13 protein-coding genes are annotated in these 14,355 nt (G+C 57.8%); 7 read left to right on the forward strand and 6 right to left on the reverse strand.

Translation table 11 applies throughout. The annotated features are described in order from the left end of the window. Positions 1 to 29: 29 nt before the first annotated feature. Positions 30 to 1,094, reverse strand: a complete 1,065-nt coding sequence (locus V1603_RS20775) for an AI-2E family transporter (RefSeq protein WP_116343175.1) — start codon at positions 1,092 to 1,094, stop codon at positions 30 to 32. 221 nt (positions 1,095 to 1,315) lie between these two features. Here V1603_RS20775 and bepA point away from each other — a divergent pair, with 221 nt between their 5' ends. Beyond that, a complete protein-coding gene (gene bepA / locus V1603_RS20780; protein WP_116343177.1) occupies positions 1,316 to 2,779 on the forward strand; it encodes a beta-barrel assembly-enhancing protease in 1,464 nt (487 codons plus the stop codon). Between the two features lie 13 nt (positions 2,780 to 2,792). Continuing rightward, positions 2,793 to 3,149, forward strand: coding sequence for an arsenate reductase (glutaredoxin) (arsC, locus tag V1603_RS20785; protein ID WP_049136756.1), 357 nt, complete (start codon positions 2,793 to 2,795; stop codon positions 3,147 to 3,149). Here the strand turns inward: arsC and V1603_RS20790 are convergent. Beyond that, entirely contained in the window at positions 3,146 to 3,970 is an 825-nt protein-coding gene (locus V1603_RS20790; protein ID WP_116343179.1) for a helix-turn-helix transcriptional regulator, read from the reverse strand. The genes arsC and V1603_RS20790 overlap by 4 nt on opposite strands. A 147-nt stretch (positions 3,971 to 4,117) precedes the next feature. Between V1603_RS20790 and celB the strand changes: the two genes are divergently transcribed. Genes celB through V1603_RS20805 form a run of 3 tightly spaced genes read left to right on the forward strand, consistent with a single transcriptional unit; the run spans position 4,118 to position 7,815 of the window. Further along, the gene (celB, locus tag V1603_RS20795; protein WP_395313205.1) at positions 4,118 to 5,437 is read left to right on the forward strand and encodes a PTS cellobiose transporter subunit IIC; all 1,320 of its coding nucleotides are present in this window, start codon (positions 4,118 to 4,120) and stop codon (positions 5,435 to 5,437) included. A gap of 3 nt (positions 5,438 to 5,440) precedes the next feature. After that, entirely contained in the window at positions 5,441 to 6,397 is a 957-nt protein-coding gene (locus V1603_RS20800; protein WP_163330558.1) for a N(4)-(beta-N-acetylglucosaminyl)-L-asparaginase, read from the forward strand. After that, positions 6,397 to 7,815 (forward strand): leucyl aminopeptidase family protein, encoded by a 1,419-nt coding sequence (locus V1603_RS20805; protein ID WP_395314005.1) that lies wholly within the window; start codon positions 6,397 to 6,399, stop codon positions 7,813 to 7,815. Before V1603_RS20800 ends, V1603_RS20805 begins: the two co-directional genes overlap by 1 nt. A 66-nt stretch (positions 7,816 to 7,881) precedes the next feature. Here V1603_RS20805 and V1603_RS20810 read toward each other — a convergent pair whose 3' ends face one another. The 4 genes from V1603_RS20810 to V1603_RS20825 form a co-directional block, all read right to left on the reverse strand. After that, a complete protein-coding gene (locus V1603_RS20810; RefSeq protein ID WP_211438414.1) occupies positions 7,882 to 8,583 on the reverse strand; it encodes a DnaA inactivator Hda in 702 nt (233 codons plus the stop codon). A gap of 97 nt (positions 8,584 to 8,680) precedes the next feature. Beyond that, positions 8,681 to 9,970 carry a uracil permease gene (gene uraA / locus V1603_RS20815; protein ID WP_163330559.1) on the reverse strand — a complete coding sequence of 430 codons (1,290 nt, stop codon included), beginning with the start codon at positions 9,968 to 9,970 and terminating at the stop codon, positions 8,681 to 8,683. An 86-nt stretch (positions 9,971 to 10,056) separates the two neighbouring features. Further along, positions 10,057 to 10,683 carry a uracil phosphoribosyltransferase gene (upp, locus tag V1603_RS20820; RefSeq protein ID WP_008501641.1) on the reverse strand — a complete coding sequence of 209 codons (627 nt, stop codon included), beginning with the start codon at positions 10,681 to 10,683 and terminating at the stop codon, positions 10,057 to 10,059. A 216-nt stretch (positions 10,684 to 10,899) separates the two neighbouring features. Next, the gene (locus tag V1603_RS20825) at positions 10,900 to 12,330 is read right to left on the reverse strand and encodes a 6-phospho-beta-glucosidase (protein ID WP_395313206.1); all 1,431 of its coding nucleotides are present in this window, start codon (positions 12,328 to 12,330) and stop codon (positions 10,900 to 10,902) included. Positions 12,331 to 12,596: 266 nt separating this feature from the next. On the opposite strand from V1603_RS20825, the gene purM reads away from it, so the two are divergent. Both purM and purN read left to right on the forward strand, forming a co-directional pair. Next, positions 12,597 to 13,634, forward strand: coding sequence for a phosphoribosylformylglycinamidine cyclo-ligase (purM, locus tag V1603_RS20830; RefSeq protein ID WP_008501643.1), 1,038 nt, complete (start codon positions 12,597 to 12,599; stop codon positions 13,632 to 13,634). Next, on the forward strand, positions 13,631 to 14,272 hold the full coding sequence (purN, locus tag V1603_RS20835; RefSeq protein ID WP_395313207.1) for a phosphoribosylglycinamide formyltransferase: 642 nt from the start codon (positions 13,631 to 13,633) through the stop codon (positions 14,270 to 14,272). Before purM ends, purN begins: the two co-directional genes overlap by 4 nt. The last annotated feature ends 83 nt before the right edge of the window (positions 14,273 to 14,355 follow it).

Raw genomic sequence — 14,355 nt, forward strand, 5'->3', positions numbered from 1 at the left:
CGGGGTGAGGGCATCAGCCCGCACAAAAACTACTTCTCTTCCATCGCCGGCACATCCGGCCACGCATGCACCACCGCTTTAATCAGCGTCGCCAGCGGAATAGCAAAGAACACACCCCAGAACCCCCACAGCCCGCCGAAAATCACCACGGATAAGATAATCACCAGCGGATGCAGGTTCACCGCCTCGGAGAACAGCACCGGCACCAGCAGGTTACCGTCCAGCGCCTGAATGATGAGGTATACCGCAAAGCAGCTCCAGAACTCCGTGCCCAGGCCAAACTGGAACAGCGCAACGCCCACCACTGGAATGGTCACCACAAACGCGCCGATGTAGGGGATCAAAACCGAAAATCCGACCAGCACCGCCAGCAGCAGCGAGTAGTTCAGGCCGAAGATCAGGAAGCCAATCCAGGTCGCGACCCCGACCACAATCATCTCCAGCACCTTGCCGCGAATGTAGTTGGTGATCTGCTGGTTCATCTCTTCCCAGACCTGCCCGGCCAGGCCGCGATTGCGCGGCAGCACGCGGCGGACTGCGTTAAGCATTTGCTCTTTGTCTTTGACCAGGAAGAACACCATTAACGGCACAAGCACAAGGTAAACCGCCAGCGTCAGCAGCCCCACCAGCGAGGCCAGAGAGTATTTCACCACCGAGTCGCCCATCGTCATGATGCGGGCGCGCATGTTTTCGGCCATCGCATCAATAATCCCGGCATCCATCAGCGCGGGATAACGACGCGGCAGCGTGGCGGCGAAATCAGAGAGTTTATTCAACATGCCGGGCATATCGCGGATCAGGTAGATCCCCTGCTGCCAGGCAACCGGCATCACCACGAATGCCATCAACATAAGAATGCCGACAAACAGCACCAGCACGATACTCGTTGCCCAGCGGCGTGAACAGCCGATATGTTCCAGGCGCGCTGTTGGCCACTCCAGCAGGTACGCCAGCACAATCGCCACCAGCAGGGGGGCGAGAAGACCGCTGAAGAAGAACAGAATACCGAACCCGGCAACCAGAATAACCAGCAAAGCAATGGCTTCCGGGTCACTGAACCGACGCCGATACCACTGCATTAACATTTCGAGCATACAACCCTTCCCTGAATCGATTGGCGGGAGTGAGACGATGAATTGTATCTAATTGTCACAAAAAAGACTTTCGCTTTTTGTATCCCTGTCACAATCCGCAAAAGCCTGATGAATGGGATTTTCTTCATGCGGTAACACGGCTACACTCGCAGGGCAGCAGAGATGAACGATATGCCGGTTCATCGGTCAAATTAGCACCTCCAACATACAGGACAGTGGTTATGTTCAGGCAGTTGAGAAAAACACTGGTTGCAACACTGATTGCCGCAGTGACGGTCGGTCAGGTGTTGCCCGCTTTCGCTGACTCGTCCGATTCATTGCCGGACATGGGCACCACGGCAGGAAGCACGCTCTCTATCGGGCAAGAGATGCAGATGGGTGATTACTATGTGCGCCAGCTGCGCGGTAGCGCCCCGCTGATCAACGACCCTTTGCTGGTGCAGTACATTAACGGGCTGGGGATGCGGCTGGTTTCGCACGCCGACTCGGTAAAAACCCCCTTCCACTTCTTTTTAATCAATAACGACGAAATCAACGCCTTCGCCTTCTTTGGTGGTAACGTGGTGCTGCATTCGGCGTTATTCCGTTACTCTGACAACGAAAGCCAGCTGGCCTCGGTGATGGCGCACGAAATTTCGCACGTCACCCAGCGCCACCTGGCGCGTGCGATGGAAGATCAGAAGCGTAACGCCCCGCTCACCTGGGTGGGCGCACTGGGCTCTATTCTGCTGGCGATGGCCAGCCCACAGGCCGGGATGGCGGCCCTGACCGGTACGCTGGCGGGAACGCGCCAGGGGATGATCAGCTTCACCCAGCAAAACGAGCAGGAAGCAGACCGCATCGGCATCCAGGTTTTACAGCGCTCCGGCTTTGACCCGCAGGCGATGCCGAGCTTCCTGGAAAAACTGCTCGACCAGGCGCGTTATTCATCCCGTCCACCGGAAATTTTGCTTACCCACCCGTTACCGGAAAGCCGTTTGTCGGATGCGCGCAACCGTGCCAACCAGATGCGCCCGGTGGTCGTGCAGTCGTCGCAGGACTTCTACATGGCTAAGGTAAGAACGCTCGGCATGTACAACTCCGGGCGTAACCAGCTCACCAGCGATCTGCTGGATACCCTGGCGAAAGGCAACGTGCGGGAAAAAAATGCCGCGCAATATGGTCAGGCGCTGCAGGCGATGGAAGCCAGCAAATATGACGAGGCGCGTAAAGCGCTGCAGCCGCTGCTGGCAGCCGACCCCAATAACCCGTGGTATCTCGATCTCTCGACGGATATCGATCTGGGACAGAAGAAAGCCACCGATGCGATTAACCGCCTGAAAGGGGCGAAAGACGTACGGACCAACCCGGTGCTGCAGCTTAACCTGGCGAACGCTTACTTACAGGGCGGTCAGCCTGCGCAGGCCGTGACCATTCTGAACCGCTATACCTTTAACAATAAAGACGACCAGAACGGCTGGGAGCTGCTCGCCCAGGCCCAGGGTCAGCTGGGTAACCGCGATCAGGAGCTGGCGGCGCGTGCTGAAGGGCTGGCCCTGGCGGGTCGCCTCGATCAGGCGATTTCCCTGCTCAGCAGCGCCAGCTCGCAGGTGAAGCTCGGCAGCCTGCAGCAGGCCCGCTACGACGCGCGTATCGACCAGCTGCGCGGCCTGCAACAGCGCTTTAAGCCGTACGAGAAGATGTAATAAAGGAGAAGTCATGACAGACGCGGTAAAAATTTACCATAACCCTCGCTGCTCCAAGAGCCGCGACACGCTCAGCCTGCTGAAGTCTAACGGCATCGACCCGGAGGTGGTGCTGTATCTGGAGACGCCGCCGGACGCGCAGACAATCCGCGAACTGCTGCACATGCTGGGGATGGGCAGCGCGCGCGAACTGATGCGTCAGAAAGAGGATCTGTATAAATCGCTTAATCTGGATGACAGCCGTCTCACCGAGGCTGAGCTGGTACAGGCGATGGTCGACAATCCAAAGCTGATTGAGCGTCCGATTGTGGTGGCGAACGGCAAGGCGCGCATTGGCCGCCCGCCGGAAGATGTGCTCGACATCCTCTAGTCCTTACGCCGCAGCGCTTCCAGAAACGCCTGCGGCGTACTTTCTCCCAGCTTTTTCTGCGTTTTGCCCCGGTTATAAAACTCGCACAGCGCGATTAATACCTCTCCGGCAGGTTCATCATTCACGCGCGGAATAATATCGCGTAATGGCACCGCCACCTGAAGCGCATTTTGTTTCTGGGGATGCGTTTTTACAGCCACATCTTTTACAGGCTGTGTCGGCTCAAAGCCAAAAGTCTCAATAGATTGTATATCAGCGGGACAGGCCTCCAGCAGCGCCTGCGTCCAGGTAGTAAGCAACCGGGGCGAAAGACCTGCGTAGAGCCGGGCATAGCACCAGCCGCTTACCGGTTCACGCGCCCAGAGCAGATGCTGTTCTCCCCCATCGTCCATATGCAGCGACAAAGGCAGATGATGCAGCATCAGCGTATGCGGCAGGATGCCGGCCTTCAGCGCTTTTTTCCCCTGCAGTGAACTCCCCTTATGTTTCGCGGGTGCCGGTTTGAGATAGCGATTGAGCGTTGCCCTTGAAACGGGGATCCCCAGCACGTCGTTAACCATCTTCAGCAGTTCATCCAGCGGCGCCCCTGAGATATCGCGCAGGGCATTGACCAGCGCAACCTGCTCCCGTCTCAGCGCTTTGTGTATCACTTTTGGCGTGGTGTGATTATCCGAAACCCGATCTCGGTTGCGCCAGCGCCTGACTGTCGTGACCGAGATCCCCAGCTCAACGGCCAGCTCTCTGTCGCTTTTATCTGACTGCTGCAGATAGCGGCGGATACGCGGCGTGGTGGTGGCGTTGGCGTGTAGCTTAATTTCCATCGCAACAACTCCATTAACTAATCATGTGAGATTTATATTACAAAGGCGGTTGCTTTGTGACCGATTTCACCTTTCGCTCGCCGTGCTTCACTGATAATCCACAGACATAACATAAACAACACCCCTCAATCTTGTACGGAGTTCACAATGAACAATGTTCTGGGATTTCTTGAAGCAAAACTGATGCCGCTGGCGGCCAAAACGGCCCAGCAACGTCATCTCGGGGCCATTCGCGGCGCCTACGTGTCATTCATGCCGTTTATCATCGTCGGCTCTATTCTGCTGGTGATCTCGTCGTTCCCGAATCAAGCCTATCAGCAGTTTATGTCTCAGGCCTTTGGTGAGAGCTGGAGCGCCATTATTGAAATCCCATTCAACGCGGTCTTCTCCACCATGTCGCTGTTTATCAGCTTCCTCGTGGCCTACCGCCTGGCCGAACATTATGGCGAGGACCGCATCTCCTGCGGCATTCTGGCGCTGGTCGCGTTTCTGATCCTGACGCCGTTTATCAAGGTGGCAGAAAACGGCGGCATTACCGTGATGCCGGTGGAGTGGATTGGCAGCAAAGGTCTGTTCGTGGCGATGATCGGTTCCCTGCTGTGGACGGAGCTGTTCTGCTGGCTGAAGCGCAAAAATCTGGTCATAAAAATGCCCGACGGCGTGCCGCCTGCGGTGCAGGTGTCGTTCGCGGCGCTGATCCCCGCCCTGCTGGTGATGATTCTGGTGCTGGGTATCCGCATCGTCTTCGAAAACACCCACTACCACACGATTCATCAGTTTATTTATGAAGTCGTTGCCACGCCGGTACGCCACTACGGCACCTCATACTTTGGCGCGCTGATGACCGTCTTCAGCATCACCATTCTGTGGTCCGTGGGCATTAACTCCGGCTCGATGATAAACGGCATTATTCGCCCGCTGTGGATGGAGAACCAGACCGACAACATCGCTGCCATTCAGGCCGGGGCAACGCCGCCGCACATCATCACCGAGCAGTTTTTTGACATGATCTGGATGGGCGGCGCGGGTGCCACGCTGTCGCTGGTGATAGCGATGCTGATTTTCGCCCGCAGCAAAAACATGCGCGAAGTGGCGCGCCTCGGCGCCGGGGCTTCGGTGTTTAACATCAACGAACCGATTCTGTTTGGCCTGCCGGTGATCATGAACCCGATCATGCTCATCCCGTTCAACCTGGTACCGCTGGTGCTGGTTACCGTGCAGTATGCGGCGATGAAGGTTGGCGCGGTCGCCGTCACCACCGGGGTGTTTATTCCCTGGACACTGCCGCCTGTGATCAGCGGCTTTATCGTCACCGGGCACCTGAGCGGCAGCGTGATGCAGCTGATTAACCTGCTGATTGGCGCCATGCTGTACCTTCCTTTCATGCGTATCGTGGACAAACAGTACCGCGTGGCGGAAATTGCCACCGTTACGCACACCGACACCACCCTTGCAAAACAGGAGTAAAGCATGTGGGGAATTATCGCCACCTGGCGAATGGCGCTTGAAGGCGTGACGGAATCCGCGTCTGCGCTGGCGGCGGGAAAACCGGTCGCGCCGGCGGTGGTTGATGCCGTCGCCGCCGTCGAAGACTTTCCGTTTTATAAATCCGTCGGCTACGGCGGGCTGCCTACCGAAAACGGCGAGGTCGAGCTGGACGCGGCCTACATGGACGGCGACACGCTGGCATTCGGTGCCGTGGGGAATCTGGTGGATATCGCCAACCCGGTGCGCGTGGCGCTCGCGCTCAGCCGCCAGCGCTACAACAGCCTGCTGGTCGGCCAGGGCGCACGGGAATGGGCGCTAAGCCAGGGCTTTGCCGACAAAACCATGCTCACCGACCGGGCCATGCAGCACTACCGTAAGCGCTGCCGCGAGACGCTGGATAAAGGCTTGAGCCCGTACGACGGGCACGACACCGTCGGCATTATCGGCCTCGATAAACAGGGCTCGATGAGCGTCGCCACTTCCACCAGCGGCCTGTTTATGAAAAAACGCGGCCGCATTGGGGATTCGCCGATTATCGGCTCTGGGTTCTACTGCGACAGCGAAACCGGCGCGGCCACCGCCACGGGCGTCGGTGAAGATCTGATGAAAGGCTGCACCAGCTACGAAATCGTCCGCCGCATGGCGCAAGGGATGTCTCCCCAGCAGGCGGCAGATTCAGTGGTGTTCGAGCTGGAGGACAAGCTGATGTCGCGCTTCGGCCGCGCGGGCGATCTCTCCGTGGTATGCATGAATAACAGGGGCGAATTTGGTGCCGCCACCAACATCAAAACCTTCTCGTTCGTGGTGGCGACGGCCCGTCAGCCTCTCACCGTTTATCGTACCGAGCGCCTGCGGGAGAAAACGCACTATCACGCGGTAGACGATGAGTGGATGCAGGCCTATGCCGCGCGGATCCGTGCGCCGATTGAGGAGTCATGATGATTGAATATCAGTTTATCACCGCGCTTTCTGACGCGGCTCCGCAATGCCATTTGATTGCCTCCACCTCCTGTACGCACTTGCCCGAAACGGCGCTTGTCGCGGAAATGCGCAATTCTGCCAGCATAGCTGACACCCGCTTTGGCTGCGCGCCGTTTGCCCGCATCACTCTGCTGCCGGACGCGCTCTGGCATGACGCACTTACTGAAAGCCTGCTTGCCGCCCTGCGACCGCTGATTGCCTCTCCCGTCAGCGCAGACATCGTGCTGGACGTAACAAATATCGACGACGTCGTCCTGGCGCAGGTTCTGCGCTTTCTCTTTAATCAGGCGCACAGGCTAAGCGATTTGCAGTTGAAGAAAACCAGTGACGAGGTCCGTCTTCAGCGCATCACCGCGCTCTGTTTACCAGAACAGCAGGACCGACTGGCGGTTATTTTCCGCCAGCAGCAGGCTATCGCCCACGGTATGGTCGCGGCGCGACGCCTGGCGGATATCCCGTCCGACCGCTGCACGCCGCAGTTTGTCGTCGAAGAGGCGCAAAAACTCTGCGCTACCTTCCTCACCCTGCGCTGTGAAGTGTTGGATGAAAAACAAATCGTTGAGCAGGGGCTGGGGCTGCTGAACGCCGTCGGCAAAGGGGCGACCTGTCCGCCGCGTCTGCTGGCGATTCATTACGACGGCGTGTCTGACGGCCCGGTGCGCTGCTACGTGGGTAAAGGCATCACCTTCGATACCGGCGGCCTGTGGCTGAAGGAAGGCGCGGGCATGTACACCATGAAATACGACATGTGCGGCGCGGCCAACGTGCTGGGGTTGATGCTGACCGCTGCAGAGCTGGCGCTGCCCGTGCGCATCATGGGCGTGCTGGCGCTGGCGGAAAACGCCATAGGCCCGGACGCCATGCAGCCCGGCACGGTGGCGACCGCCTGCAACGGCACCACCGTTGAAATCAACAACACCGATGCCGAAGGCCGACTGGTGCTGGCCGACGTCATCGCCTGGGCCAGCCAGCGCCATCCGCAGGCGCGCTATATCATTGATATGGCAACCTTAACCGGCGCGGTGGTGAAGGCGCTGGGGTATGAGCTGAGCGGGCTAATGACGCAGGATGAAGCGCTGCGCGCCGCGCTGACGCGGGCGGGTAAGCAGAGCGGCGATGAAGTGTGGTCCCTGCCTTTAGATGCGCGGCTGAAAAAGCAGACCGACAGCGCCATCGCCGATCTGTGCAACACCCCGACAAACAACGCGGCGATCAGCGCTTCGGCGGGGTGGCTGCTGCACCATTTCTGCCCGCCGACGATCCCGTGGGCGCATCTGGACATCAGCGGCACGGCGCTGTGGCGTGAGAATGGCAGGAGCGTGGCGTCGGGGAGACCGATTCCACTTTTGGTGGAGCACTTGCTGGGGGATCTTTAGCCCGGTGGCGCGGGCCTACGGGTGCCATATGTAGGCCGGGTAAGGCGTAGCCGCCACCCGGCATAACTACAGCTTGAGAATATCTTTCACAAACGGAATGGTCAGCTTGCGCTGGGCGGTAATCGAGGCGCGATCGAGCTGATCGAGCGTATCAAACAGGGTGCGCATTTCGCGGTCCAGACGCTTGAGCAGGAAACGGCCCACGTCTTCCGGCAGCTCAAAGCCGCGCTGCTTTGCGCGCAGCTGTAACGCCTGAAGCTTATCTTCATCCGACAGCGGCTGGAGCTTGTAGATTTGCCCCCAATCCAGACGAGACGCCAGATCCGGCAGCCCCAGATTCAGCTGTCGCGGCGGTCGATCGCCGGTGATCAGCAGCCGGGTTTTTCCCGACTCCAGAATGCGGTTGTAGAGGTTGAAGATCGCCATTTCCCACGGCTCGTCCCCCGCCACGCATTCGATATTATCGATGCAGACCAGCGAGAGATGTTCCATTCCCTCCAGCACCTCAGGCACGAACCAGGTACGTTTATCCAGCGGCACGTAGCCTACCGCGTCACCGCGGGCCGAAAGCTCCGCGCAGGCGGCATGCAGCAGGTGGCTGCGCCCCGCGCCTTCGCGTGACCAGATATAAATGTATCCGCTGTGATCCTGGCGCAGCACATTTTGCAGTGCAGCCAGTAAAGAGGGGTTATCACCCGGCCAGAAACTCGCGAAAGTTTCGTCGTCAGGGAGATAAAGTGGCAGAGAGAGCTGTGCCGGTCCGTTCAGAAATACCTCAACCAGAGATCTTACATAAAATCGGCGATGAGTTTAACACGGAACCATCCGGGAGAGAACCGGGCGGATCGTCCACCCGGTTAAAGGATCAATGTGGCGCTTTTTCGCTTTCGTCAGCGTCCAGCACCACCTCTTCCGGGCGGATCACCGAGATCAGCTTGAAAATCAGGCTCAGGCCCACACCGACGATGGTCGCCAGCGCCATGCCCTTCAGCTCGGCCGCGCCAATATGCACCTTCGCACCGCTCACGCCGATGATCAGGATGACGGAGGTCAGGATCAGGTTTTGCGCTTTGCTGTAATCCACTTTGGATTCAATCAGCACGCGAATACCGGACGCGCCGATCACCCCGTACAGCAGCAGGGAAACGCCGCCCATCACCGGAACCGGGATAATTTGGATCGCTGCCGCCAGCTTGCCCACGCAGGAGAGCAGAATGGCGATGATCGCCGCGCCGCCGATAACCCAGGTGCTGTAGACGCGGGTAATCGCCATCACGCCGATGTTTTCGCCGTAGGTGGTGTTTGGCGTGGAACCGAAGAATCCGGAGATGATAGTCGAGAAACCGTTGGCAAACATGGAGCGGTGCAGCCCCGGGTCGCGGATCAGGTCGCGCTTAATGATGTTCGCCGTCACCACCAGGTGGCCAACGTGCTCGGCAATCACCACCAGCGCGGCAGGCAGAATGGTGAAAATAGCAAACCATTCAAAGCGCGGGGTGTAGATGGTTGGCAGCGCGAACCAGGGTGCCTGAGCAATCGGGGTGGTATCCACCACGCCCATGACGAAGGAGAGCGCATAGCCCGCCAGCACGCCGATCAGGATCGGGATAATCGCCATAAAGCCGCGGAACAGCACGGAGCCAAACACCGTCACGCCCAGGGTTACCAGCGAGATAATGATGGTTTTGGAATCCGGCGACTGGCCGTCCGCAGGCAGCAGGCCGGCCATGTTCGCCGCCACGCCCGCCAGTTCCAGACCGATGACCGCAACGATAGCGCCCATCGCCGCAGGCGGGAACATCACGTCCAACCAGCCGGTACCCGCTTTCTTCACGATGAAGGAGACCAGGCAGAACAGCACGCCGCACATGATAAAGCCGCCCAGCGCGACCTCATAACCCAGCGGCAGCAACAGTAGCACCGGCGAGATAAAGGCAAAGCTCGACCCGAGATACGCCGGGATTTTGCCTTTACAGATAAAGAGGTACAGCAGCGTACCGACGCCGTTGAACAGCAGTACGGTAGCCGGGTTAATGTGAAACAGGATTGGCACCAGCACGGTTGCGCCAAACATGGCGAACAGGTGCTGCAAACTAAGCGGGATAGTCTGTAAAAGCGGCGGTCTTTCACTCACCCCGATAGCACGGCGCGTCATAGTGTTTTCCTCTGTGTAGTATCGTTGTTGGTGTTTTATTCAAAAAAAAGCCGACTATCAAAGTCGGCTTATTTATCGTTATTCGATTATTTCGTACCAAAGATCTTATCGCCGGCATCGCCGAGCCCCGGGATGATGTACCCGTGCTCGTTCAGCCCCTGGTCGATAGAGGCGGTATACAGCTCAACGTCCGGGTGCGCTTTTTCCAGCGCCGCGATCCCTTCCGGTGCAGCCACCAGAACCAGCACCTTAATGCTGCTGCAGCCCGCTTTTTTCAGCAGGTCGATGGTGGCGATCATTGAACCGCCGGTCGCCAGCATTGGGTCAACCACCAGCGCCATACGCTCGTCGATGTTAGAGACCAGCTTCTGGAAATAAGGTACCGGCTCCAGCGTCTCTTCGTTACGGTAGATACCGACCACGCTGATGCGCGCGCTTGGGACGTGCTCCAGTACGCCTTCCATCATACCGAGACCGGCACGCAGGATAGGCACGACGGTAATTTTCTTACCTTTGATCTGCTCAACCTGCACCGGGCCGTTCCAGCCTTCGATGGTCACTTTTTCTGTTTCCAGATCAGAGGTCGCTTCGTAGGTCAGCAGGCTGCCCACTTCAGAAGCCAGTTCGCGAAAACGCTTCGTGCTGATGTCATGCTCACGCATCAGGCCCAACTTGTGTTTAACGAGTGGGTGTTTCACTTCCACAATCTTCATTCTCTTTCTCCTCTGAGGTGGCATCCGCAAAAAAATCGCGGGATTATACCGCTTTTTTCGGATTGCGCCATACCCATGTTGCTTGACAGGGATCAAGCAAAGACAAAAAACCGGAGACAGGTCTCCGGCTTAAGTGCGAGGTTCTGCCCGGTGGCGCTACGCTTACGCGGGCCTACGTGTATTGTAGGTCGGGTAAGCGTTAGCGCCACCCGACAATTACAGGTTATCGCCGTTGCTCGCGATCACCTGCTTATACCAGTCGAACGATTTCTTCTTACTGCGGTTCAGCGTGCCGTTACCTTCATTATCTTTATCGACAAAGATAAAGCCGTAGCGTTTTTTCATTTCGCCCGTACCGGCAGACACCAGGTCAATACAGCCCCACGGGGTGTAGCCCATCAGATCCACGCCGTCTTCTACCACCGCTTTTTTCATCTCGCGGATGTGGGCGGCCAGGTAATCAATGCGGTACTGGTCGTTCACCGTGCCGTCGCTCTCCTGCACGTCGATTGCGCCAAAGCCGTTCTCAACGATAAACAGCGGGAGCTGGTAGTGATCCCAGAACCAGTTCAGGGAGTAGCGCAATCCCACCGGGTCAATCTGCCAGCCCCAGTCGGATTTCTGCACGTAAGGGTTGGAGACCAGGCTCTTGCTCTCGTCGTAGTCCAACTGCGGGTTATCCGCCGTTGCCTTGGTGGCGAAGGACATATAGTAGCTGAAGCCAATGTAATCAACGCAGCCCTGCGTCAGCGCCGCTTTGTCCTCTTGGGTGATATCCAGCGCGAAGCCGCGACGTTCAAAGTAGTTGAGCAGATGCTGAGGATACTTGCCGCGCACGTGCACGTCGGTGAACCAGTAGCGGCGGTGCATGGCGTTCATCGCCATCATCATGTCGTCCGGCGCGCAGGTCAGCGGATAGATGGGACACATGGCAATCATGCAGCCGATCTGCAGCGACGGGTTAATCTCGCGCCCCGCCTTCACCGCCAGGGCGCTGGCCACCAGCTCGTAGTGCGCGGCCTGGAACATCACCGGCTCGCGGTCTTCACCCGGCGCATATTTCAGCCCGGAGTTGGTGAACGGCGCAAAGTCTTCGTGGAAGTTGGCCTGGTTGTTGATCTCGTTAAAGGTCATCCAGTACTTCACTTTATGCTGGTAGCGCTCAAAAACGACCTTCGCAAAGCGGACAAAGAAGTCAATCAGCTTACGGTTGCGCCAGCCGCCGTATTCTGTGACCAGGTGGAAAGGCATCTCAAAGTGGGAAAGCGTAATAACCGGTTCAATGCCGTACTTCAGGCATTCGTCGAACAGATCGTCATAGAATTTCAGGCCCGCCTCGTTGGGCTCAAGCTCGTCGCCTTTCGGGAAGATGCGCGTCCAGGCGATGGAGGTACGGAAGCATTTGAACCCCATCTCGGCAAAGAGTTTGATGTCTTCTTTATAGCGGTGGTAGAAATCGATGGCCTCATGGTTAGGGTAGTTTTTCCCCTCCAGAACGCCGTTGGTGATTTCACGCGGCACGCCGTGCGCGCCCGCGGTCATCACGTCGGCCACGCTTACGCCCTTGCCGCCCTCTTTCCAGCCGCCCTCAAGCTGGTGTGCCGCCACGGCCCCACCCCACAGAAAATCTGCTTTAAATCCTGACATTCGCTTTCCCTCATTCTGCGTTATTTTCTGCAAAAACAATTACAGAAACCGGTTTCATTTCGATGATGTGCAAAGGGGATATCCGTTGCAAGCAGTTCTCCGAAACCGGTTTCATTTTCGTGAACGGAGTCAAGTTTGGCTGCATTTACAGGCTATGCAGAAAAAAAGATCCCCACGTCCAGAATAGGCTCGCAAACGTTTGCCTGGACTGTTAGAATTGCGCCGATTTTTCTTACTAGCTATGCAATCGCGTGGGGATTTAAGCCGTGACCAACAAAACTTCTCTCAGCTACAAAGATGCCGGTGTTGATATTGACGCAGGTAATGCGCTGGTTGACCGAATCAAAGGTGTGGTGAAGAAAACCCGCCGCCCGGAAGTGATGGGTGGTCTGGGTGGATTCGGCGCACTGTGCGCGCTGCCGCAAAAATATCGTGAACCTGTTCTGGTCTCGGGTACTGACGGTGTAGGCACCAAGCTGCGCCTGGCGATGGATTTAAAACGTCACGACACGATCGGTATCGATCTGGTCGCGATGTGTGTGAACGACCTGGTGGTTCAGGGAGCAGAGCCGCTGTTCTTCCTCGATTACTACGCGACCGGCAAACTGGATGTGGATACCGCAGCCAGCGTCATTAACGGTATCGCCGAAGGCTGTCTGCAGTCCGGCTGTGCGCTGGTAGGCGGTGAAACCGCTGAAATGCCGGGCATGTACCACGGCGAAGATTATGACGTCGCGGGCTTCTGCGTCGGCGTAGTAGAAAAATCAGAAATTATCGACGGCAGCAAAGTGGCCGATGGCGATGTGCTGATCGCGCTGGCCTCCAGCGGCCCGCACTCTAACGGTTACTCTCTGGTACGTAAAATCCTCGAAGTGAGCGGCTGCGACCCGCTGACCACCGAGCTGGACGGCAAACCGCTGGCTGACCACCTGCTGGCCCCAACCCGCATCTACGTGAAGAACGTGCTCGAGCTTATCGAGAACGTTGACGTGCACGCTATCGCTCACCTGACCGGCGGCGGCTTCTGGGAAAACATCCCGCGCGTCCTGCCGGACAACACCCAGGCGGTGATCGACGAATCCTCATGGCAGTGGCCGGCCGTCTTTAACTGGCTGCAGACCGCAGGCAACGTGAGCTCTCACGAAATGTACCGCACCTTTAACTGCGGTGTGGGCATGGTTATCGCCCTGCCGGCAAGCGAAGCGGATAAAGCGGTTAAGCTGCTGACAGAGAAAGGTGAAAACGCGTGGAAAATCGGTACGATTAAAGCCTCCGATTCCGAACAGCGTGTGGTCATTGAATGAAAAACATCGTGGTGCTCATTTCCGGCAACGGAAGCAATTTGCAGGCAATCATAGACGCCTGCAAACAGAAGAAAATCAATGGCACCATTCGGGCAGTTTTCAGCAACAAGGCCGACGCGTTCGGCCTTGAGCGCGCGCGGGAAGCGAACATTCCTGCGCACGCGCTGGAAGCCAGCCAGTTCGCCGGGCGTGAAGCCTTTGACCGCGAGCTGGTGCATGAGATTGATGCCTACGCGCCAGACGTGGTCGTGCTGGCGGGCTATATGCGTATTCTGAGCCCGGCCTTCGTCGAACACTTCGCCGGTCGTCTGCTGAATATCCACCCTTCCCTGCTGCCAAAATATCCCGGCCTGCACACCCATCGTCAGGTGCTGGAAAACGGCGACGAGGAGCACGGCACTTCTGTCCATTTCGTCACCGACGAGCTGGACGGCGGCCCGGTTATCCTGCAGGCGAAAGTCCCGGTCTTTGACGGCGACAGCGAAGAAGACGTGACCGAGCGCGTGCAGGCCCAGGAACATGCCATTTACCCGCTGGTGGTGAGCTGGTTTGTCGACGGGCGTCTGGAGATGCTCGACGGCGCGGCCTGGCTGGACGGCGTGAAGTTACCCCCGCAGGGCTATGCAGCGGAAGAGTAGTTTGTTATGTCGGGTGGCGCTGCTGCGCTTACCCGACCTGTACATTGCATTACCCGATATTCCCTCCCCCAACCCGCTAAAAT

Origin of the sequence: Enterobacter sp. ECC-219, from assembly GCF_043966805.1 — a bacterium.
In the GTDB taxonomy this organism is placed as follows: Bacteria; Pseudomonadota; Gammaproteobacteria; order Enterobacterales; family Enterobacteriaceae; genus Enterobacter; species Enterobacter cloacae_N.

Excerpts from the sequence above, each read along its gene's own strand:
- V1603_RS20775 (WP_116343175.1), bottom strand. The coding sequence starts at position 1,094 with ATGCTCGAAATGTTAATGCAGTGGTATCGGCGTCGGTTCAGTGACCCG.
- bepA (WP_116343177.1), top strand. The coding sequence starts at position 1,316 with ATGTTCAGGCAGTTGAGAAAAACACTGGTTGCAACACTGATTGCCGCA.
- arsC (WP_049136756.1), top strand. The coding sequence starts at position 2,793 with ATGACAGACGCGGTAAAAATTTACCATAACCCTCGCTGCTCCAAGAGC.
- V1603_RS20790 (WP_116343179.1), bottom strand. The coding sequence starts at position 3,970 with ATGGAAATTAAGCTACACGCCAACGCCACCACCACGCCGCGTATCCGC.
- celB (WP_395313205.1), top strand. The coding sequence starts at position 4,118 with ATGAACAATGTTCTGGGATTTCTTGAAGCAAAACTGATGCCGCTGGCG.
- V1603_RS20800 (WP_163330558.1), top strand. The coding sequence starts at position 5,441 with ATGTGGGGAATTATCGCCACCTGGCGAATGGCGCTTGAAGGCGTGACG.
- V1603_RS20805 (WP_395314005.1), top strand. The coding sequence starts at position 6,397 with ATGATTGAATATCAGTTTATCACCGCGCTTTCTGACGCGGCTCCGCAA.
- uraA (WP_163330559.1), bottom strand. The coding sequence starts at position 9,970 with ATGACGCGCCGTGCTATCGGGGTGAGTGAAAGACCGCCGCTTTTACAG.
- upp (WP_008501641.1), bottom strand. The coding sequence starts at position 10,683 with ATGAAGATTGTGGAAGTGAAACACCCACTCGTTAAACACAAGTTGGGC.
- V1603_RS20825 (WP_395313206.1), bottom strand. The coding sequence starts at position 12,330 with ATGTCAGGATTTAAAGCAGATTTTCTGTGGGGTGGGGCCGTGGCGGCA.
- purN (WP_395313207.1), top strand. The coding sequence starts at position 13,631 with ATGAAAAACATCGTGGTGCTCATTTCCGGCAACGGAAGCAATTTGCAG.